21 protein-coding genes are annotated in these 17,008 nt (G+C 69.2%); 12 read left to right on the top strand and 9 right to left on the bottom strand.

The annotated features are described in order from the left end of the window. Positions 1-146: 146 nt before the first annotated feature. The 8 genes from ABCU91_RS02505 to ABCU91_RS02470 all read left to right on the top strand — a co-directional run bounded on the left by ABCU91_RS02505 (position 147) and on the right by ABCU91_RS02470 (position 7,307). Positions 147-1,451, top strand: coding sequence for an ABC transporter substrate-binding protein (locus ABCU91_RS02505; protein ID WP_413354669.1), 1,305 nt, complete (start codon positions 147-149; stop codon positions 1,449-1,451). After that, entirely contained in the window at positions 1,448-2,371 is a 924-nt protein-coding gene (locus ABCU91_RS02500; RefSeq protein ID WP_091357862.1) for a carbohydrate ABC transporter permease, read from the top strand. Before ABCU91_RS02505 ends, ABCU91_RS02500 begins: the two co-directional genes overlap by 4 nt. After that, positions 2,371-3,291: a carbohydrate ABC transporter permease gene (locus tag ABCU91_RS02495; protein ID WP_133398969.1), complete on the top strand. Its 921-nt coding sequence runs from the start codon at positions 2,371-2,373 to the stop codon at positions 3,289-3,291. Before ABCU91_RS02500 ends, ABCU91_RS02495 begins: the two co-directional genes overlap by 1 nt. A gap of 27 nt (positions 3,292-3,318) precedes the next feature. After that, positions 3,319-5,013, top strand: a complete 1,695-nt coding sequence (locus tag ABCU91_RS02490; protein WP_413354668.1) for a glycoside hydrolase family 13 protein — start codon at positions 3,319-3,321, stop codon at positions 5,011-5,013. Positions 5,014-5,040: 27 nt separating this feature from the next. After that, positions 5,041-5,838: an Fpg/Nei family DNA glycosylase gene (locus tag ABCU91_RS02485; RefSeq protein WP_413354667.1), complete on the top strand. Its 798-nt coding sequence runs from the start codon at positions 5,041-5,043 to the stop codon at positions 5,836-5,838. A 16-nt stretch (positions 5,839-5,854) separates the two neighbouring features. Next, positions 5,855-6,415, top strand: coding sequence for a GAD-like domain-containing protein (locus ABCU91_RS02480; RefSeq protein WP_413354666.1), 561 nt, complete (start codon positions 5,855-5,857; stop codon positions 6,413-6,415). 63 nt (positions 6,416-6,478) lie between these two features. After that, a complete protein-coding gene (locus tag ABCU91_RS02475) occupies positions 6,479-6,853 on the top strand; it encodes a DUF3253 domain-containing protein (RefSeq protein WP_413354665.1) in 375 nt (124 codons plus the stop codon). A gap of 1 nt (position 6,854) precedes the next feature. Next, positions 6,855-7,307, top strand: a complete 453-nt coding sequence (locus tag ABCU91_RS02470) for an MSMEG_6728 family protein (protein ID WP_413354664.1) — start codon at positions 6,855-6,857, stop codon at positions 7,305-7,307. 9 nt (positions 7,308-7,316) lie between these two features. On the opposite strand, the gene ABCU91_RS02465 is transcribed toward ABCU91_RS02470, so the two are convergent. From ABCU91_RS02465 to ABCU91_RS02455, 3 genes are all read right to left on the bottom strand, one after another. Next, positions 7,317-7,826, bottom strand: a complete 510-nt coding sequence (locus ABCU91_RS02465) for a hypothetical protein (protein ID WP_413354663.1) — start codon at positions 7,824-7,826, stop codon at positions 7,317-7,319. Positions 7,827-7,935: 109 nt separating this feature from the next. Further along, on the bottom strand, positions 7,936-8,940 hold the full coding sequence (locus ABCU91_RS02460) for an adenosine deaminase (RefSeq protein WP_413354662.1): 1,005 nt from the start codon (positions 8,938-8,940) through the stop codon (positions 7,936-7,938). A gap of 843 nt (positions 8,941-9,783) precedes the next feature. Continuing rightward, positions 9,784-10,053 (bottom strand): GlsB/YeaQ/YmgE family stress response membrane protein, encoded by a 270-nt coding sequence (locus ABCU91_RS02455; protein WP_413354661.1) that lies wholly within the window; start codon positions 10,051-10,053, stop codon positions 9,784-9,786. 126 nt (positions 10,054-10,179) lie between these two features. On the opposite strand from ABCU91_RS02455, the gene ABCU91_RS02450 reads away from it, so the two are divergent. The 3 genes from ABCU91_RS02450 (at position 10,180) to ABCU91_RS02440 (ending at position 12,026) form a co-directional block, all read left to right on the top strand. Next, positions 10,180-10,341, top strand: coding sequence for a hypothetical protein (locus ABCU91_RS02450; protein ID WP_413354660.1), 162 nt, complete (start codon positions 10,180-10,182; stop codon positions 10,339-10,341). Between the two features lie 63 nt (positions 10,342-10,404). After that, a complete protein-coding gene (gene nhaA / locus ABCU91_RS02445; protein WP_413354659.1) occupies positions 10,405-11,679 on the top strand; it encodes a Na+/H+ antiporter NhaA in 1,275 nt (424 codons plus the stop codon). 8 nt (positions 11,680-11,687) lie between these two features. Next, entirely contained in the window at positions 11,688-12,026 is a 339-nt protein-coding gene (locus tag ABCU91_RS02440; RefSeq protein ID WP_413354658.1) for a DUF6804 family protein, read from the top strand. A gap of 1 nt (position 12,027) precedes the next feature. On the opposite strand, the gene ABCU91_RS02435 is transcribed toward ABCU91_RS02440, so the two are convergent. From ABCU91_RS02435 to ABCU91_RS02410, 6 genes are all read right to left on the bottom strand, one after another. Then, positions 12,028-12,417: a ribonuclease inhibitor gene (locus ABCU91_RS02435; protein ID WP_413354657.1), complete on the bottom strand. Its 390-nt coding sequence runs from the start codon at positions 12,415-12,417 to the stop codon at positions 12,028-12,030. 5 nt (positions 12,418-12,422) lie between these two features. Further along, complete coding sequence (locus ABCU91_RS02430; protein ID WP_413355361.1) at positions 12,423-13,358, bottom strand: aldo/keto reductase; 936 nt, start codon at positions 13,356-13,358, stop codon at positions 12,423-12,425. A 79-nt stretch (positions 13,359-13,437) separates the two neighbouring features. Further along, on the bottom strand, positions 13,438-14,136 hold the full coding sequence (locus ABCU91_RS02425; RefSeq protein ID WP_413354656.1) for a GOLPH3/VPS74 family protein: 699 nt from the start codon (positions 14,134-14,136) through the stop codon (positions 13,438-13,440). 33 nt (positions 14,137-14,169) lie between these two features. Continuing rightward, a complete protein-coding gene (locus ABCU91_RS02420) occupies positions 14,170-14,940 on the bottom strand; it encodes a MerR family transcriptional regulator (RefSeq protein ID WP_413354655.1) in 771 nt (256 codons plus the stop codon). 63 nt (positions 14,941-15,003) lie between these two features. Next, positions 15,004-15,561, bottom strand: a complete 558-nt coding sequence (locus ABCU91_RS02415; protein ID WP_413354654.1) for a small multidrug efflux protein — start codon at positions 15,559-15,561, stop codon at positions 15,004-15,006. 63 nt (positions 15,562-15,624) lie between these two features. Continuing rightward, positions 15,625-16,410, bottom strand: a complete 786-nt coding sequence (locus ABCU91_RS02410; protein ID WP_413354653.1) for an EI24 domain-containing protein — start codon at positions 16,408-16,410, stop codon at positions 15,625-15,627. 96 nt (positions 16,411-16,506) lie between these two features. Between ABCU91_RS02410 and ABCU91_RS02405 the strand changes: the two genes are divergently transcribed. Then, complete coding sequence (locus ABCU91_RS02405; RefSeq protein WP_413354652.1) at positions 16,507-16,995, top strand: DUF2975 domain-containing protein; 489 nt, start codon at positions 16,507-16,509, stop codon at positions 16,993-16,995. Positions 16,996-17,008: the final 13 nt, after the last annotated feature.

The following is a 17,008-nucleotide window of genomic DNA, read 5'->3' as shown; positions in this document are numbered from 1 at the left end:
GAGAGACGAGTGTCGACATCGGGGTCTTGACCTTTCGGGATCTGCCCTGCAATATTGCCTGCATCGGATTGATTTGGCGACTAAATATAGTCGCGGAGTTTGAACGATTCGGGATCTTTCGTCCGCAACGACGCGATCGGATACACATGTCATCGACCCATTCCCGGCTGCGCCGGGGCGCCGCGGCGCTCGCCGTCCTCTCGATCGGGGGTGCACTGCTCGCCGGGTGCTCGGCCGACGGCCGCGAGACCCTGCGGTTCACCTTCAGCAAGCGCGAGGCGCTGCCGTTCATGCAGGACGTCGTGCAGAAGTACAACGCCTCCCAGGACCGCGTCACTGTCGAGATGGACACCTCGGGCGTCGACGTCGTCTCGGCCAGCTTCGTCCGAGGCAACCCGCCCGACATCATGCTCGCCAACTACAACTACGAGGTCGCCCGCTTCGTGCAGCGATGCGCGCTCAGCGACCTGAGCGGGACGGCTGCCGCCGCCACGGTGCGCGAGGACCTGCAGCCTCTGATGGAGCAGTACGGCACGTGCGAGGGTCGCACGAGTGCGCTGCCGTACTCGGTGATGGCGTCGTCGGTCATCTACAACACGCAGATCTTCGAGGAGAACGGCCTCGAGGTGCCGACCACGTGGGATGAGCTGATCGCCGTCTGCGTCGCGCTCGAAGAGGCCGGCGTCACTCCGTTCTACGGCACCTTCAAGGACGACTGGACCGTGGCGCAGGGCTGGTACGACTACGCGATCGGCGGGTCCGTCGACGTGATCGACTTCTTCGACCGCCTCGCCGGGGAGGGCGCGGAGGTCGACAGCTCGTCGGAGGTCTCCTTCGAGAAGACCTTCACCGAGCCGGTCGAGAAAGTGCTGCAGCTCGCCACCGAGTACACGAACCCGGATGCCGACAGCCGCGCATACGGCGACGGCAACCTCGCGTTCGGCGAGGGCGAGGCGGCGATGTACCTGCAGGGGCCCTGGGCCTTCAGCGAGATCGCCAAGACAGCGCCCGACGCCCCGCTCGGAACGTTCCCGCTTCCGATGACGGATGATCCCGACGACCTCGCGATCCGCGTGAACATGGACCTCGCGGCCATGATCCCCGACGCGTCGACGAAGAAGGATGCCGCCCGGGACTTCCTCGAATACCTCTACCAGCCCGAGATCATCGAGGCCTACAACGAGTCGCAGCTCGGGTTCGCACCGACGACGGATGCCGCTCCGCCACAGGACCCGCGCATCGAGGGCATGCAGTCGTTCTACGACGAGGGTCGGATCTACCAGGGTCCGTCGGTGCTCGTCCCGAAGACGATCCCGGTGTTCGCCTACGCGCAGGCCATGCTGTTCGGCCAGGACCCCGCGCGCACGTTCGCCACCATGGACAGTGACTGGTCGCGACTCGCGTTCCGCCAGCCCGTCCTCACCGACGAGGCCGAGGAGGCAACGCGATGACCACCACCACAGGGTCGACGACGACCCTCCTGACTCAGGGCGACCGCACCGCGAGGCGCAGTTCGAAGCGCGTCGAGCCGATCTACTACCTGTTCCTGCTGCCGACGGTGCTGCTGTTCACCCTTGCGATCACGGTTCCGGGTCTCATCGGCATCTTCTTCAGCCTCACCGACTCGATCGGGCTGGGGGAGTGGAACTTCATCGGGTTCACGAACTACATCGCCCTCTTCAGCGACCCGGCGATCCTGCAGAGCTACCTGTTCACGGCGGGCTTCGCGATCGCGACCGTGATCGTCGTCAACATCGCGGCGTTCCTGCTCGCCGTCGGGCTGACCGCCCGCATCCGCTTCAAGACGGGCCTCCGCACGATCTTCGTGATCCCCATGGTCATCTCGGGCATCATCATCGCCTACGTCTTCAACTTCCTGTTCTCGAACTCCCTGCCCACGGCGGGGTCGACCCTCGGCATCCCGTGGTTGCAGGAGAGCCTGCTCGCGAACCCCGACCTCGCGTGGATCGCCATCGTGATCGTGACGGCGTGGCAGGCGATCCCCGGGACGCTCCTCATCTACATAGCCGGGCTGCTGTCGGTGCCGGGCGACGTGTACGAGGCGGCTGACCTCGACGGCGCATCGAAGCGCCAGCAGCTGCTGCGGATCACGCTGCCGCTGGTCGCCGGCTACGTCGTCATCAACGTGATCCTCGGGTTCAAGGGGTTCCTGAACGCCTACGACATCATCGTCGGTCTCACAGGTGGCGGGCCTGGGACCGCGACCCGCAGCGTCGCGATGACGATCATCGCGGGCTTCAACGGCGGCGACTACGCCTACCAGATGGCCAACGCGACGATCTTCTTCATCGTCGCCGTCGTGATCTCCCTCCTCCAACTCTCGCTCACGCGCGGAAGGAACCGAGTCTGATGTCCACCACACAGCCCGCGCTCGCCTTCGAACAGGCCGACGCCGTCACCGCGGCGGACCGCCCCGCCGATGCCCCGCGCCGCCGGCGCCGCGCGGTCGCCGAACGGCCCAGCTGGTCGACCACCGTCATCCTCTTCCTCTGCGCCATCACCGTCCTCCTGCCGCTGTACGTCACCATCTCGATGTCGCTGAAGACGACGGGGCAGGCCGTCGACGGCAACGCGTTCTCGCTGCCGGCCCCGATCAGCTTCGACGGGTTCGTGCAGGCGTGGAACCTGACGCAGTTCCCCGTCGGCGCCGCGATCTCGTTCTTCGTCACCGCCGGAACCGTCGTCGCGACGATCATCCTCGCCGCCTTCGCCTCGTATGCGATCGTCCGCAACTGGGACCGGAAGCTCTTCCGCTACTCGTTCTTCTACCTGCTCGCGGCGATGTTCATCCCGTTCCCCGTGGTCGCGCTGCCGCAGATCCAGCTGACCGGCCGGCTCGGGCTCGACAACCCGTTCGGGGTGATCCTGCTGGCGACGATGTTCCAGCTCAGCTTCAGCGTCCTGCTGTTCACCGCGTTCCTGCGCTCGATCCCGATCGAGCTCGAGGAGAGCGCCCGCATCGACGGCGCCTCGACGTGGCAGACGTTCTGGAAGCTGATCTTCCCGCTGCTCGCGCCGATGAGCGCGACGGTCGGCATCTTCGCCTTCCTCTACGCGTGGAACGACTTCATGCTCCCCTCGCTGATCATCTCCGACCCGTCGATGCAGACCCTGCCCGTGCGGCAGAACCTGTTCCAGACGCAGTTCAGCAACAACTACAACGTCGCCTTCGCGTCGTACCTCATGGCCATGGCCCCCGCGATCCTCGCGTACCTCTTCACCCAGCGCTGGGTGATGGAGGGCGTGACGCAGGGCGCCGTCAAGGGCTGACCGACCGCCGACCCCCGAAAGGACACCGTGACCTCCGACGTGCAGACCGCACCCGAGACCGCCGACCTCACCGACGCCGAGCTGCCCGAGTGGTGGCGTCAGGCGGTCGTCTACCAGGTGTACCCGCGCAGCTTCACGGATGCCGACGGTGACGGCATCGGCGACCTGCGCGGCATCCGCTCGCGGGTGCCCTACCTGAGGGAACTCGGCGTCGACGCGGTGTGGATGAGCCCGTTCTACCCGTCCGAGCTCGCCGACGGCGGGTACGACGTCGCCGACTACCGCGAGGTCGATCCCCGCCTCGGGACGCTCGCCGACGCGGACGCGCTGATCGCCACGCTGCACGAGGCCGGGATCAAGGTCGTCATCGACATCGTGCCGAACCACACGTCCGACCAGCACGCGTGGTTCCAGGAGGCGCTCGCCTCGGAGCGCGGGTCGGCTGCGCGGGCGCGGTACATCTTCCGCGACGGGAAGGGCGAGAACGGCGAGGAGCCGCCGGCGGACTGGCAGTCCGTGTTCGGCGGGCCGGCCTGGGAGCCGGTCGGCGACGGCCAGTGGTACTTCCACAACTTCGCCGTCGAGCAGCCGGACCTCGACTGGTCGAACCCCGAGGTGCGTGCCGACTTCGTGCGGACCCTCCGCTTCTGGTCCGACCGGGGCGTCGACGGATTCCGCATCGACGTCGCGCACATGCTCACGAAGGACCTGCCCGTCGACCTGCCGACGCAGGCCGAGCTCGACGCGATGCCGCTGGACGGGCGGCATCCGATGATCGACCGTGACGACGTGCACGAGGTGTACGCCGAGTGGCGGGCGGTGTTCAACTCCTACGATCCGCCGCGCACCGCCGTCGCCGAGGCCTGGGTCGCGCCCGCCCGTATCCCGCTGTACGCCAGCGCCGAGAGCCTCGGGCAGGCGTTCAACTTCGACCTCCTCGAGGGCGACTTCGATGCGTCGCAGTTCCGACGCATCGTCGCCGACAACCTCGCGCTCGCCGCGTCGTCGGGATCGTCGACCACCTGGGTGCTGTCGAACCACGACGTCGTGCGCCACGCGACGCGCTACGGGCTGCCGCATTCGGCCCGGGATGCCTCGGGCCGCCCCGCGCGCAAGCACGGCAACGAATGGCTGCTCTCCGGCGGCGCCGCGTCGACCGTCGATGCCGACGCGGGGCTCCGGCGGGCGCGCGCCGCGAGCCTGTTCGTCCTCGGGCTGCCGGGATCGGCGTACATCTACCAGGGCGAGGAGCTCGGCTTGCAGGAGGTCGGGGACATCCCGGAAGGCGACCGGCAGGACCCGACGTTCTTCCGCAGCCCCGGCGAGGACATCGGACGGGACGGATGCCGAGTGCCGATCCCCTGGTCTGAGTCCGGGTCGTCGTTCGGCTTCGGCTCGGGAGGAGCGCACCTGCCGCAGCCGGCGTGGTTCGGCGAGATGTCGGTCGAGGCGCAGGAGGACGATCCCACGTCGACGCTGAACCTCTACCGCCGCGCGCTGCACCTGCGTCATGAGTTGCAGACGGCGGAGGAGCTGACCTGGCTAGAGACGGGGCGGGCCGATGTGCTCGCCTTCACCCGACCGAACGGGTGGACGGTCGTGACGAACTTCGGCGACGAGCCGGCCGACCTGCCGGCGGGCGAGGTGCTGCTCGCGAGCGGAGATCTGGACGGCGACCGGCTGCCGCACGCGACGACGGTCTGGCTGCGCGCCGCACGCTGACGCGCGTCGCGCACGGGGGGTGAGCGGATGCCGGAGGGCGACAGCGTGTACCGGTTGCGGCAGCGGCTGGCCGCGGCATCCGTCGGTCACGTCGTCGTCGCGGGGGAGCTGCGTTCCGGCACGGCGGCGGGCACCCCGCTCGCGGGTGCGCGGATCACCGGATACGACACCCACGGCAAGCACCTGCTGACCCGGTTCGACACCGGGCAGACGCTGCACACGCACCTGCGGATGCAGGGAAGCTGGACCGTGACGCGGCCGCGTCGACGCATCCCCTCGCGCGAGGATCACCGAGTGCGCGTGCGGATGCGCCTCGACGACGGGTCGACGCTGTGGGGCATCGACCTGCCGGTGGTCGAGCTCGTCGCCACAGCGGACGAGAAGTCCCTGCTGGCGTACCTCGGTCCCGATCCGCTGCGCGAGGACTGGGATGCCGCCGAGGCCGTCCGCCGCGTGTCGGTGCGGCCCGAGCGCCCCCTCGTTGCGGCGCTCCTCGACCAGCGGAACCTCGCCGGGCTCGGCAACCTGTGGGTCAACGAGACCGCGTTCCTCTCCGGCGTGCATCCGTTCGCGCCCGTCGCTTCGGTGGACCTCGGGTCGCTCGTCGAGCGGGCAGCCCGGATGCTGCGGATCTCCGCCACGGTGCCGGGGATGTACCAGGTCACCACCGGTTCGACCCGCAAGGGCGAATCGCACTGGGTCGTCGGTCGCGCCGGGCGCCCGTGCCTGCGGTGCGGCACCCTCGTCCTCGTGCGCGACGAGGTCGCGAACGACCCGGAGCGCCGTCGCACCTGGTGGTGTCCTCGGTGCCAGCCGGAACGATGACGGCTAGGTTGGGCGCATGATCGAGATCGCCGATTTCGTCCCCCATGCGCCCGTCGAACCGGAGGTCATCGCGGCGTACCGCGACCGCGTTCCGGCGGAGATCGTGGAGCTCTGGGAGACCTACGGCTACGGGACGTTCGGCGATGGCTTTCTCCGAGTGATCAACCCTGCGGTGTACGAGGAGGAGCTCGGCGACCGGATCGGCAAGACGCAGGGCGACGGCATCGCGATTCCCGTCATGGTGACGGCGCTCGGCGACCTGATCACATGGGAGCCGAGCATCGGAGGGCTCGTGGCGCTGATGTTCCGCGAGCAGCGGGGCCTAGGCCTGGGCGACGCGGACACGTTCTTGTTCCTGCTGCGTCTCGACGGCGCGGAGCATCTCGCGGACGAGTTCCACTGGGACGTGTTCCCCGAAGCGGTCGCGCAGCAGGGGGCGCCGGCGTTCGACGAATCGTTCATCTTCGTGCCGCTGCCGTCGCTTGGCGGCCCGGGCACGGCAGACACGCTGAAGAAGCGTCAGACCATCTCGGCGATCCAGGTCATGGTCGACCTGCAGGGGCCGATCGGCCACTGAGTGGCGCCGAGCGGCATCCGCAACCCCTGCGCCCGCGTCGCTCGTGCGGCGTAGCGTCACGGCATGGCTTCTTCCCCCGCCCCCAAGACGTGCGCCTCGTGCGGACGCGAGATCCAGTGGCGAAAGAAGTGGGAGAAGAACTGGGACGAGGTGAAGTACTGCTCCGACGCGTGCCGGAGGCGCGGCATCCGTCCCGTCGACGAGAAGCTCACCGCGTCGATCCGCGAGCTGCTCGACGCACGCGCGGCGTCGGCGACGATCTGCCCGTCCGAGGCGGCGCGGGCCGTCGGAGGCGAGGAGTGGCGCGACCTCATGGAACCCGCCCGCCGGGCGGCGCGCCGGCTGGTCGCGGAGGGCGAGGTCGAGATCACCCAGCGGGGGCAGGTCGTCGATCCGTCGACCGCGAAGGGGCCCATCCGCATCCGGAAGGCCCGCTGACGTGCAGACCTTCGTCCCCTACGACGACCTCGCCCGCGGCATGGCGGCGCTCGACACGAAGCGGCTCGGCAAGCAGCGCGTCGAGACGCTGCAGGTGATGCGCGCGCTCACGATCCCCGACTACGGCTGGCGGCACCATCCGGCTGTGAAGATGTGGCGCGGGCACCGCGCCGCGCTCATGGTCTACCAGGACGTCACGGTCGACGAGTGGATCCGCCGCGGCTTCGCCGACACGACTCGGGCCTCGACCCTCGCGACGCTCGACGAGATCCCCGAAGACGGTGCCGAGTACCGGTCGGGGACGGTGCGGATGCCGCCCTGGTTCGGCCGCGAGGACGTCCACCGCTCGCACCGCTCGAACCTGCTGCGTAAGGATCTCGAGTTCTACCGTGCGCAGGGCTTCGACGACCCCGACGACCTGCCGTACGTGTGGCCGACGGCCGAGGGCGGGTAGCGCAGCGGGTCAGTACTCGATGCTGGGCGAACTGTCCTCGGGCAGAACGAAGCAGGGCGAGAAGGATGCCACGTTCACCGCGTTCTCCGCACGCCGATCCACGATGTAGCCCGAGCTATACGGACCGAGCAGCTGCACCCCCGGACCGACGGAATCGGTGATGTCGCGCGGTCGAAACTCGTCATCGTCCTCGTACGCCGTGAGAACCTCATCGACCACGATCTCGGGCGACGTCGACTCCGTCAGCGTGACCACCGTCTGCCCGGTCCATTGGTACCCCCGGTTTGCGTTGCAGCGGATGAGGACGCCGGTCGCATCTTGTTTGACCGATGACACCATCGTCTCGGGCAGCCTCGCGACGATCGCGTCCTCGACGCCTTGCGCCACGCGCTTCGCCTCGGCGACCGTGAGACCCGGCTGCGTCGTCTGCGCCGCACTGTCCTCGTCTGCTGACGGTGCGCATCCGACGAGCAGCAGCCCGGGCGCTACCGCGATGACCGCTGCCGTCATCCTGTTCATCGCCAGCGCCTCCTTCCGTCGAACCTGACGCCCCGCCCCCCGGCCGGATCCTTGAACCCTACCCGGTGCTCGGCGGTCGACGACCGTTCCATCCCCCGGCCGGGTTCGGTCAGGCGGATGCCGCCCACGCCCGTACCTGCGCGAGGAGATCCGCTTTCCGCCCGGCATCCGCGAAAGACGCCTCGATCGAGTTCGCGGCGAGCTGCGCCAGCTCGGCCGTGTCGAAGCCGAGCGAGGCGACGGCGGCGTAGTTGTCGCCGATGTAGCCGCCGAAGTACGAGGGATCGTCGGAGTTGATCGTCACGACGACGCCCGCGTCGACGAGCCCGCGCAGCGGGTGGGCGCCCAGCTCGGGCACGGCCCGCAGGCGCACGTTCGAGAGGGGGCACACCGTCAGCGCGACGCGGTGCTCAGCGAGGTGTGCGAGCAGCTCGGGGTCGTCGATCGAACGGATGCCGTGGTCCACCCGCTCGACCTCGAGCAGTCGCAGCGCCTCCCACACGTACGCGGCCGGTGCCTCCTCGCCGGCGTGGGCGACGCGGCGCAGTCCCAGCTCGGCGGCCCGGCGGAAGACGCCCTCGAACAGCGACGGCGGGTAGCCGACCTCCGCGGAGTCCAAGCCGATGCCGAGCAGCTCGTGCGCCCGCGGCGCGATCTCGTCGAGAAGGGCTTCGGCCGACGCGACCGGGTGGTCGCGGACGATGCAGACGATCAGTCCGCCGGTGATGCCGAACCGCTCCCGTCCGACCTCGAGTCCCGCGCGGAGCCCGTCGATGACGACGTCGACCGCCACGCCGTTCGCGGCGTGGACCTGCGGGTCGAAGAACATCTCGACGTGACGCACGCCCTCGTCGGCGGTCCGCTCGAGGTAGGCGGTCGCGAGGTCGGTGAAGTCCTGCTCGGTCCGCAGCACCGCCATGCACGCGTAGTAGAGGTCGAGGAACGACTGCAGATCCTCGAAGTCGTAGCGGCGCCGCAGATCGTCGACGTCCGCGAACGGCAGGGGCACGCCGTTGCGCTCGGCGAGGGCGAACGCGAGTTCCGGCTCGAGCGTGCCCTCGATGTGCAGGTGCAGCTCGGCCTTCGGGAGGGTGCGCAGATCAGGGCTCGTCACGGGGAGCCATCGTACGCACCCGCGCTCAGCGATTGCGGCCCACACTGGCGCCCACGCCTCGGCGCACTACGGTCTCGAGAAGCGGCCATGGTGGCTTTTCCGGGGGGACGAGATCGTGATCGGGTTGTTTCCGGAAATCGACTGAGGTTATCCCGTAATCGTGTTTGGGGATCTACCCCTCGGGAAGAAGATGAAGGGAGCTCATGCGGTTGTTGCCTACGGCGAGACGAATAGCGCCTATCCGATAGCGCACTACGGATGGGACGGCTACACCAACATCATCCTCAACGGCGCGACCGTGGGCTCGACAGCAAGGTTTCGACTCAAATGAAAGCACGACGTAAAACCATCCTGGTGTGGGGAGCTATCGCGCTACTTCTCTTGACAGGATGTGCGGGCACGACCACGCGGTCGTTGGGGGTCGACGCGAGCGACGTCGCCGAGATTCAGTACTACGAATACCCGTGGGGCGGCGTTCCCTCGACGCTCGACCGGCTGACGATCGACGATCCGGCGGCGATCGCAGAGTGGCTTCGAGGTTATAAAGACATGCCGACGACCGCATGGGACCCGGAGGACGCACGCGACGCCATCGGCAAAGAGACCCGGTCGACCCGCTTCATCCTGGCTGACGGTGACATCGTCGAGGTCACCACCATCTGGGTGTCAGGGCACAACGTAATCGTGGTTTGGCCGGATGGAAAGGTCTACACGACGGAATGGGGATCCCCCGGGACGATGAAGGCCTGGCAGGAGCGGGGCATGATCCAGGAGGTCGACGCCGCAGAACGCCCGAAGGTGGCATTGCCCGGCCGACCCGCCGCGGACGCCACCGCCGCGCGATCAGCGCTTGGCGCCCTTGCGCCCGAACAGTGCGCCGTAGATCAGCAGCACGATGAGCGAGCCGCCGATGGCGAGGAGCCAGGTCGACAGCGAGAAGAACTCGTTGAGGTTGACGTTGAAGATCAGTCCGCCGAGCCAGCCGCCGAGCAGTGCGCCGACGATGCCGAGCAGCAGCGTGACGAACCAGCCGCCGCCCTGCTTGCCCGGCAGGATCAGCTTCGCGATGGCACCGGCGAGCAGACCGAGGATGAGGAAACCGAAAAAGCCCATGATGACTCCTTAGCGATGGTGAATCCGGTTCCGCCGGAACGGATGTCGTCAGTCCAGTCGCTTGGGCACGTCTTGCGCTACGTCCTTGACGGGGCGGCGAGAGTGAGCGCGGGATACCCTTGAGGCATGACGACCACGGCACGCTACCGCCTCGAGCGTGCGTTGCCGTCGGCCATCGGCATCCGCGCGCTCAGCGCGCCGCAGCATCCCGGAACGAACGGCTGGGTGAGCGAGTGGGGCACCAACGCGCACGGCGAGATCGCCGGCTGCCCACCGTCAGCGGCCTGACCCGCACCGCTCGTCGGTGCGTCCTCAGCGACCCCTGATCCCCCTCGCGGAAAGCGATCCGTCATGTCCTCCTCTCCTTCTTCCCGCACAGCCCCGCACGAGATCTGGCGCGGTATCCGCCAGACCGTCCGCACCGACACCTTCGGCGGCATCCTGCTGCTGGTCGCGACCGTCGCGGCCCTCGTCCTCGCGAACTCGCCCGCCGCGCCCTGGTACGTGGGGCTCCGCGAGGCCTCGTTCGGGCCCGAAGCCCTGCACCTCGACCTGACCGTCGCGCACTGGGCGGCGGACGGCCTGCTCGCCGTGTTCTTCTTCGTCGTCGGCCTCGAGCTGAAGGAGGAGATCGTCGCCGGGCGCCTGCGCTCGCCGCGCGTCGCCGCGGTGCCGGTGATCGGCGCCCTGGGCGGGGTCATCGTCCCCGCCCTCATCTTCACTGCCTTCACCTTCACCCTGCCCGGCGACGCCGTCCGCGGCTGGGCGATCCCCACTGCGACCGACATCGCCTTCGCCATCGCGGTCTTCGCCGTCGTCGCGAAGGGGCTGCCGCCCGGGCTCCGCGTGTTCCTGCTCACTCTCGCCGTCGTCGACGACCTCTTCGCGATCACCATCATCGCCACCGTCTACACCGACGACCTGCAACCGCTGTGGCTCGCCGCCGCCGTCGTTCCGCTGGTGCTGTTCGCCGTCGCGGTGCGCCGCGGCATCCGTCACTGGTGGGTGCTGATGCCGCTCGCGATCGCCACCTGGGGTTTCGTTCACGCCTCCGGCGTGCACGCCACGATCGCGGGCGTCGTCCTCGCGTTCATGGTGCCGGCGACCGTGACGCCGCGCGCGCGTGTTCAGGTGGGGACGGATGCCGACGGTTCCCCCGTCCACGATGCGCTGACCGCGCACTTCGCCGACCGCTTCGGGCCGATCTCGACACTGGTCGCCCTGCCGATCTTCGCGTTCTTCTCCGCCGGGGTCACGGTCGGCGGCTGGGAGGGGCTGGCGGCCGCCTTCGCCGATCCGGTCACCCTCGGCATCCTGGTCGGACTCGTCGTCGGAAAGCCGATCGGTATCCTGCTCGCGGTGTTCCTCCTGACGCGCGTCCCCGCGGTCCGGCGGACGTTCGAGCTGCACTGGGGCGACATGCTCGGCGTCGGTCTGCTCGCCGGTATCGGGTTCACCGTCGCGCTGCTCGTCGGCGAGCTCTCGTACGGCGTCGGATCGCTCGAGGACGATCACGCGAAGATCGGCATCCTCGCCGGATCAGTCGTCGCCGCGATCCTCGGTGGCGCCGTTCTCGCCTGGCGCGCCCGGCGCGTGCGTCAGACTGGAACGACACCCCCGTTCTGAGGAGCCCCGTGAGCCGCACGCAGCCGACGCCCGCGACGTACCAGCGCAACGCACTCGCGCCGAGCCTGCTCGCCGCGGCGGTCCTGTTCGTCGCACCGGCCCTGCTCGAGAGCGACTGGTTCCTCACGGTGCGCTTCGTCGCGACGATCTTCGCGCTCATCATCGGGTGGTTCGCGTTCCAGGCGAAGCACTGGTGGTGGATGCCGGTGATGCTGGCGATCGCGGTCGTCTGGAACCCGATCTTCCCGTTCGAGTTCGCGGGGCCGGTCTGGAGCGCCGCGCAGGTCGCCGCCGCGCTCGTCTTCCTCGGCGCGGGCGCGACGATCAAGGTCCGGCGCGACGCCTGAATCAGCGGAGCTCGAGCACGACCTCCGGGTGGCCTTCGAACACCTCGAGCACCCGGTCGAAGTAGGTCGGGCCCGTACCCGCGCGCACGTCGTCGAGCTGCCGCCGGAGGTCGTCCGACCGGAACCGCCCCGGCTGTGCGAGCTTCTCCCGCAGCCAGCGTTCCGTCTCGGCGACCCCCAGCGCGTCGCGGCTCTGCGCGGCATCCCGCCAGACGATCCGGACGGCGTCATCCTCGGCCAGCGTCCCGTACCCGCCGTAGAGCAGGTCGTCGAGCGCGTCGAGGCTGGCGCCGAGTTGCCAGTCCTCCCCGGTCATGAAGAGGCGGTTGAGTTGGTCGTAGAGATCCGGGATGCCGCCGATGCGGCGGCCCTCGATGACGTACTCGGCCACGCGGCTCAGGGGACCTTGTGCCCTGCGGCGGTGATGAGGCCGTACCACTCGGGTCGGGTGAGAGGGATGTCCGAACCGGCGGCGGCATCCGCGACGCGCTGCGGGTTCGTGGTGCCGAGGACGACCTGCATGTGCGCGGGATGCCGCGTGATCCAGGCGGTGGCGATGGCGGTCGGCGTGACATCGTACTTCGCTGCGAGCCGGTCCATCAGCTCGTTCAGCTCGGCGTATTCGGGGGCGCCGAAGATGACGCCGTCGAAGAAGTTCTTCTGGAACGGCGACCACGCCTGCAGCGTGATGCGGTTGATGCGCGAATAGTCGACGAGACCGCCGCCGTCACGGGTGATGGAATCTTCCTCTCCCGCCATGTTCGATGCGAGGCCCTGCGCGACGATCGTCGAGTGCGTGATCGACAACTGCACCTGATTGGCGACGATCGGCTGGGTCACCGCCGTCTTGAGCAGATCGATTTGCCGCGGCGTGTGGTTCGAGACGCCGAAGGCGCGCACCTTGCCCGACGTTTCGAGGTGGTCGAACGCCCGCGCGACCTCCTCGGGCTCGACGAGCGCGTCCGGGCGGTGGAGGAGGAGCACGTCGAGCCGGTCGGTGCCTAGCGCCTGCAGCGACTCTTCCGCCGACGTGACGATGTGCTCGTACGAGTGATCGAAGTGCCACTCGTCGGCGACGATGCCGGTCTTGGTCTGCAGTGTGATCTCGTCCCGCTCGGAGGCGCTCAGGCCGAGCGCCTCCGAGAACCGTCGTTCGCACCCGTGCCGCGTGCTGCCGTAGAGGTCGGCGTGGTCGAAGAAGTCGACGCCGGCGGCGCGGCACGCGTCGTACAACCCGCGGATGGCCTCGTCGGACATCTCCTCGATGCGCATCATCCCGGCGACGACGTTGGGGACGTGGTGGTCGGTGGGCCCGAAGGGGACGAGGCGCATGGTGCTCCGTTCTGCGCCGATGCGGCGCGATCGAGCTTCCAGCATGGCCGAACCGGATGCGGGTCTGTCAACGGGCTGGCTACGCGCGACCGGCGACCGCTGCGGCCACCACGACGTTGTTCACGATCGTGGCGGCGACCGTGCGTGCGACGGCCTGCGCCGCGGCATCCGCTCCCCAGTTGCCCTGCTCGAGCTCCTTCGCGCGGGTGATGACGGCGCTGTTCCAGCCGATCTCGCGGTCGAACTGCGGGAGCGTTCCACTGCCGGACAGCAGTGCGGCCAGCGCGGCGGTGCGGGCGTCCGGCTGCGCGCCGTCGACGAGCACTGCGCGGACGCCGGCCATCAGCTCGTCGCGCCGGCCGCTCGGTCCGGGCGCGAGCGACGTGGTGTCGATCAGGCCGAGGAGCTTGCGGGACGTGCGGGCGATGTCGCCGCGGTCCTCGAGCCGCTCGAGGACGGGCGAGCGGAGTACGGGGCCGACGGCGGCGAGCACGGTCTGGACGCCGCGCGGCTTGTCCGTGACGTAGTCCCAGGCGGGGCGGAGGAGCGGGTCCCCAGGCGGGTTGTCGGCGACGGCGCGGATGCGGAGTGCGCCGGTGGCGCCGGCGGTGTCGGTCTCGACGTTGCCCTCGAGACCGAGCTCGGCGAGGACGGCGCCGGCGAGGACGTAGAAGAGGGTGCCTTCGCCGGCGATCGTGCCGTGGCGCGGCTGGAAGAGGAGGAGCAGCAGGTCCTCGGCGAGCGTGGGTGCGCCGGGATCGGTGTTCGTCGTCGTCATGTCGTCAGTCGACACCCTGTTCCCGGAACAGGGTCAAGCCCCGGAGGCGGTCTCGTCGGGGGCGGATGCCTGCGCGACGGCGATTTGCTCGGTCGCGAGGTGGCTCGCCAGCGCGAGCACGCGGATCTGTGCGGGGTTGTACAGCTCCTGCAGCGCCTCGACGAAGGTCTCCTGGCTCACTCGCTCGCCGCGGGGGAGGTGATCGCTCGGATCGCTCAGCCACGGGTAGTCCCGCAGGCTCTGCTCGATCGAGGGAGCCAGCGCGCGGGCGAGGCGGAGCACGGTCTCGTCGTCGGCGTCCGCCGCGAGGGCGTCGATCTCGGCGCGGACCTCGGGCGGGCTCGTGTCCTCGCCGACCATCTTCCGAACGTCGGCCATCGCCTCGTCGTCGTACAGGCGGCCGAAGACGTGGATCAGTGAGCTGTCCGCATCCGAGAGGGTGTCGGCGTACGGCTCGAAGCCCGACGGGCCCGACGCGGGCGCGTGGCCGCTGCGGATGGCGGCGAGGTCGGCGCGAGCGCGCTGCAGTCGTTCGATGCCGGCCTGCAGCTCGGCATCGAGGTCGTCGAGCTCGCGCTCACCGGCGGTGCCGCCGTCGATGAGGTCGGGGACACGCGAGAGCGGGACGCCCAGATCGACCAGACGCCGGATCCGCAGCAGGCGCACGAGGTCGGACGCCGTGTACTGCTTGTAGCCGTTGTACCGCCGGTCCGGCTCGGCCATGAGGCCCAGCCGATGGTAGTGGCGGACGGTGTTGACCGTCGTGCCGGCGAGCTCAGCCAGTTCCCGCGTGCTCCACGCCATGCGCTCCTCCTCGCCGCGTCACTGTATCCAGGGGATGCCGCGATGTCACCAACAGATTCACTGTCACCATCCGAGGACGGTGACGAGTCCGGCGGCGGCAGCGGCCACGGCACCGGTCCAGAGCACGATGGCGATGATCTGCCACAGCATGACCCAGCCCTTTCGCACGCCAGAGGCGACGAAGAAGGCGGCGGTCAGCTGGGTCGGCAGGGCGAGGGGGGCGAGCAGGCTCGCACCTGGGACGCCGAAACGCACGAGCCAGCGGCGGAGCTTCGTCTGCCCCTTCGCGCGGCGGGTGGGCTTGTCGTCCGTGGTGGCCTGCTCGTCGACGGTCGCGACGGTCGTGGTTGCGTTCGCGACGGGCGTCGCAGCGGCCCGGCGCGCGACGACGGATTCGCGGACGCGCGAGCCGAGCAGGACGACGAGCAGGACCGAGAGGATGTTGCCCGTCGCGCCCGCGATCGCGGCGACGATCGGATTGATGCCGACGATGATGCCGAGGGTCGCGGAGCCCTCGCCCTCGACGTAGGGGATGGCGCCGGCCAGGGCGACCATCAGGGGCTGGACGAGTTCGGGAAGGCCCGCGACGAAATCCTGGAGGCCTTCGTAAGGGTTGGACATGGGGTGCACACGCTCCGTTCCGATGGGTGAGCACCCATCACAGACCGTGTTCTCACCACAGGGTCAAGCGGTCGTGTCAGCAGTGTCGGCGGCGGTCGTGTCGAGCATCCGGCGGGCCAGCAGGGTCGAGCCGGCGACGGCGGCCGGCATCGCGACGACGGCGCCGAGCGGGATGAGGAAGCAGAGCTGCGTGGCCACGCCGAAGCCGAGCACCCGCGCGCGATTGCCCTTTCGCAGGGCGCGGCGGGCCGCGGCATCCAGTCCCCGAGCGGCGAAGGCCCGCGAGGTGAGTTCGTCGGCCAGGAGCCACCCCGTGAGGAAGGCGGCGACGACGGCGCCGAGGGCGGTGCCGACCAGGGGGATGAGGCCGACGAGGCCGGCGACGATCGCCGCGAGCAGGCCGCGGAGGATGAGCCCGATGCTGTCGCCGATCGAGCGCCAGAACCCGTAGTCGGATTCGACCGGCGCGTCGCCGAGGTGCTCCTCGACGGAGCGCCAGATGCGCTCGTAGAAGGGATCGCCGACGAGGAGCGTCAGGGCGGTGAACGAGACGACCGCCAGGACGATCGCCCCGCCGAGGATGCCTGCGCCGATGCCGAACCGCACCAGTGACGCCGCGACATCCGACCATCCGTCGGCGAACCCCGTGATCGCGGTGACGATGTCGCGCAGGAAGACGATGAGCGTGATGATCCCGGCGAGGAGGAGGAGGCCGACGATCGCGGCGGGGATCAGCCCGAGCGCCATCCGGCCGGGCAGGCGCCCCCAGAAGCCGAACCCGCGACCCAGATCGCCGACGCCGCGGAAGAACGACGCGACGGGATGCGTCGCGGGTGGGGGAGTCGTCATGAGCCCATCCTGCCGTGTCGGCACGACGCGGGCTCTCGACACGGCGCGTCGTTCATCGATATACATATATCGAATATCGATAGATGGAGGCCCTTCATGATCTCACTCGCCAAGGTCGGTGCGGGTTTCGTCTTCACCGTGATCGTCATCCTGCAGGTGTGGGTCGTGCCGGGCATCGCCGACGTCGCCCTGCAATGGGTGCCGGAGCTCGCTGGGCTTCGGGATGCCGGTGTGGTGCTCGCGGGCATCCTGCTGTCCTGCGTGCTGGCCGCCCTCGTCTGCGTCTGGCAGTTGCTCACCCGCGCTGACCACGGGCGGCTCTTCGACGATGGATCGATGCGCTGGGTCGACGGGCTGGTCGGGTGCGCGGCTGCGGCGATGATCGTGGTCGTCGTCGGCTGCGGGGTCCTCTTCGGCGAGGGTGCGGGGAGTCGGGCCGTCCTGCTGATCGCCGGCCTCGCGATGGTCGTCGGGCTCGGCGTCGCGCTTCTTCTCGGAGGGCTGCGCGAGGTGCTCAGGCAGGCGGTTCTCTTGCAGGATCAGGTCGGGGGTGGCGCGCACGCACAGGAGGCCCCGTCGCGATAGGGGTTGCATCCCA

The sequence above is a fragment of the Microbacterium phoenicis genome, assembly GCF_047302325.1.
Taxonomy (GTDB): Bacteria; Actinomycetota; Actinomycetes; order Actinomycetales; family Microbacteriaceae; genus Microbacterium.
This window is presented reverse-complemented; position numbering and strand designations above follow the sequence as displayed.

Bases quoted from the DNA above. Each gene is read 5' to 3' on its own strand.
- ABCU91_RS02465 (WP_413354663.1), bottom strand. From the start codon at position 7,826: ATGAACAGGATGACGGCAGCGGTCATCGCGGTAGCGCCCGGGCTGCTG.
- ABCU91_RS02505 (WP_413354669.1), top strand. From the start codon at position 147: ATGTCATCGACCCATTCCCGGCTGCGCCGGGGCGCCGCGGCGCTCGCC.
- ABCU91_RS02475 (WP_413354665.1), top strand. From the start codon at position 6,479: ATGGCTTCTTCCCCCGCCCCCAAGACGTGCGCCTCGTGCGGACGCGAG.
- nhaA (WP_413354659.1), top strand. From the start codon at position 10,405: ATGTCCTCCTCTCCTTCTTCCCGCACAGCCCCGCACGAGATCTGGCGC.
- ABCU91_RS02415 (WP_413354654.1), bottom strand. From the start codon at position 15,561: ATGTCCAACCCTTACGAAGGCCTCCAGGATTTCGTCGCGGGCCTTCCC.
- ABCU91_RS02410 (WP_413354653.1), bottom strand. From the start codon at position 16,410: ATGACGACTCCCCCACCCGCGACGCATCCCGTCGCGTCGTTCTTCCGC.
- ABCU91_RS02500 (WP_091357862.1), top strand. From the start codon at position 1,448: ATGACCACCACCACAGGGTCGACGACGACCCTCCTGACTCAGGGCGAC.
- ABCU91_RS02495 (WP_133398969.1), top strand. From the start codon at position 2,371: ATGTCCACCACACAGCCCGCGCTCGCCTTCGAACAGGCCGACGCCGTC.
- ABCU91_RS02425 (WP_413354656.1), bottom strand. From the start codon at position 14,136: ATGACGACGACGAACACCGATCCCGGCGCACCCACGCTCGCCGAGGAC.
- ABCU91_RS02405 (WP_413354652.1), top strand. From the start codon at position 16,507: ATGATCTCACTCGCCAAGGTCGGTGCGGGTTTCGTCTTCACCGTGATC.
- ABCU91_RS02455 (WP_413354661.1), bottom strand. From the start codon at position 10,053: ATGGGCTTTTTCGGTTTCCTCATCCTCGGTCTGCTCGCCGGTGCCATC.
- ABCU91_RS02450 (WP_413354660.1), top strand. From the start codon at position 10,180: ATGACGACCACGGCACGCTACCGCCTCGAGCGTGCGTTGCCGTCGGCC.
- ABCU91_RS02485 (WP_413354667.1), top strand. From the start codon at position 5,041: ATGCCGGAGGGCGACAGCGTGTACCGGTTGCGGCAGCGGCTGGCCGCG.
- ABCU91_RS02430 (WP_413355361.1), bottom strand. From the start codon at position 13,358: ATGCGCCTCGTCCCCTTCGGGCCCACCGACCACCACGTCCCCAACGTC.
- ABCU91_RS02420 (WP_413354655.1), bottom strand. From the start codon at position 14,940: ATGGCGTGGAGCACGCGGGAACTGGCTGAGCTCGCCGGCACGACGGTC.
- ABCU91_RS02480 (WP_413354666.1), top strand. From the start codon at position 5,855: ATGATCGAGATCGCCGATTTCGTCCCCCATGCGCCCGTCGAACCGGAG.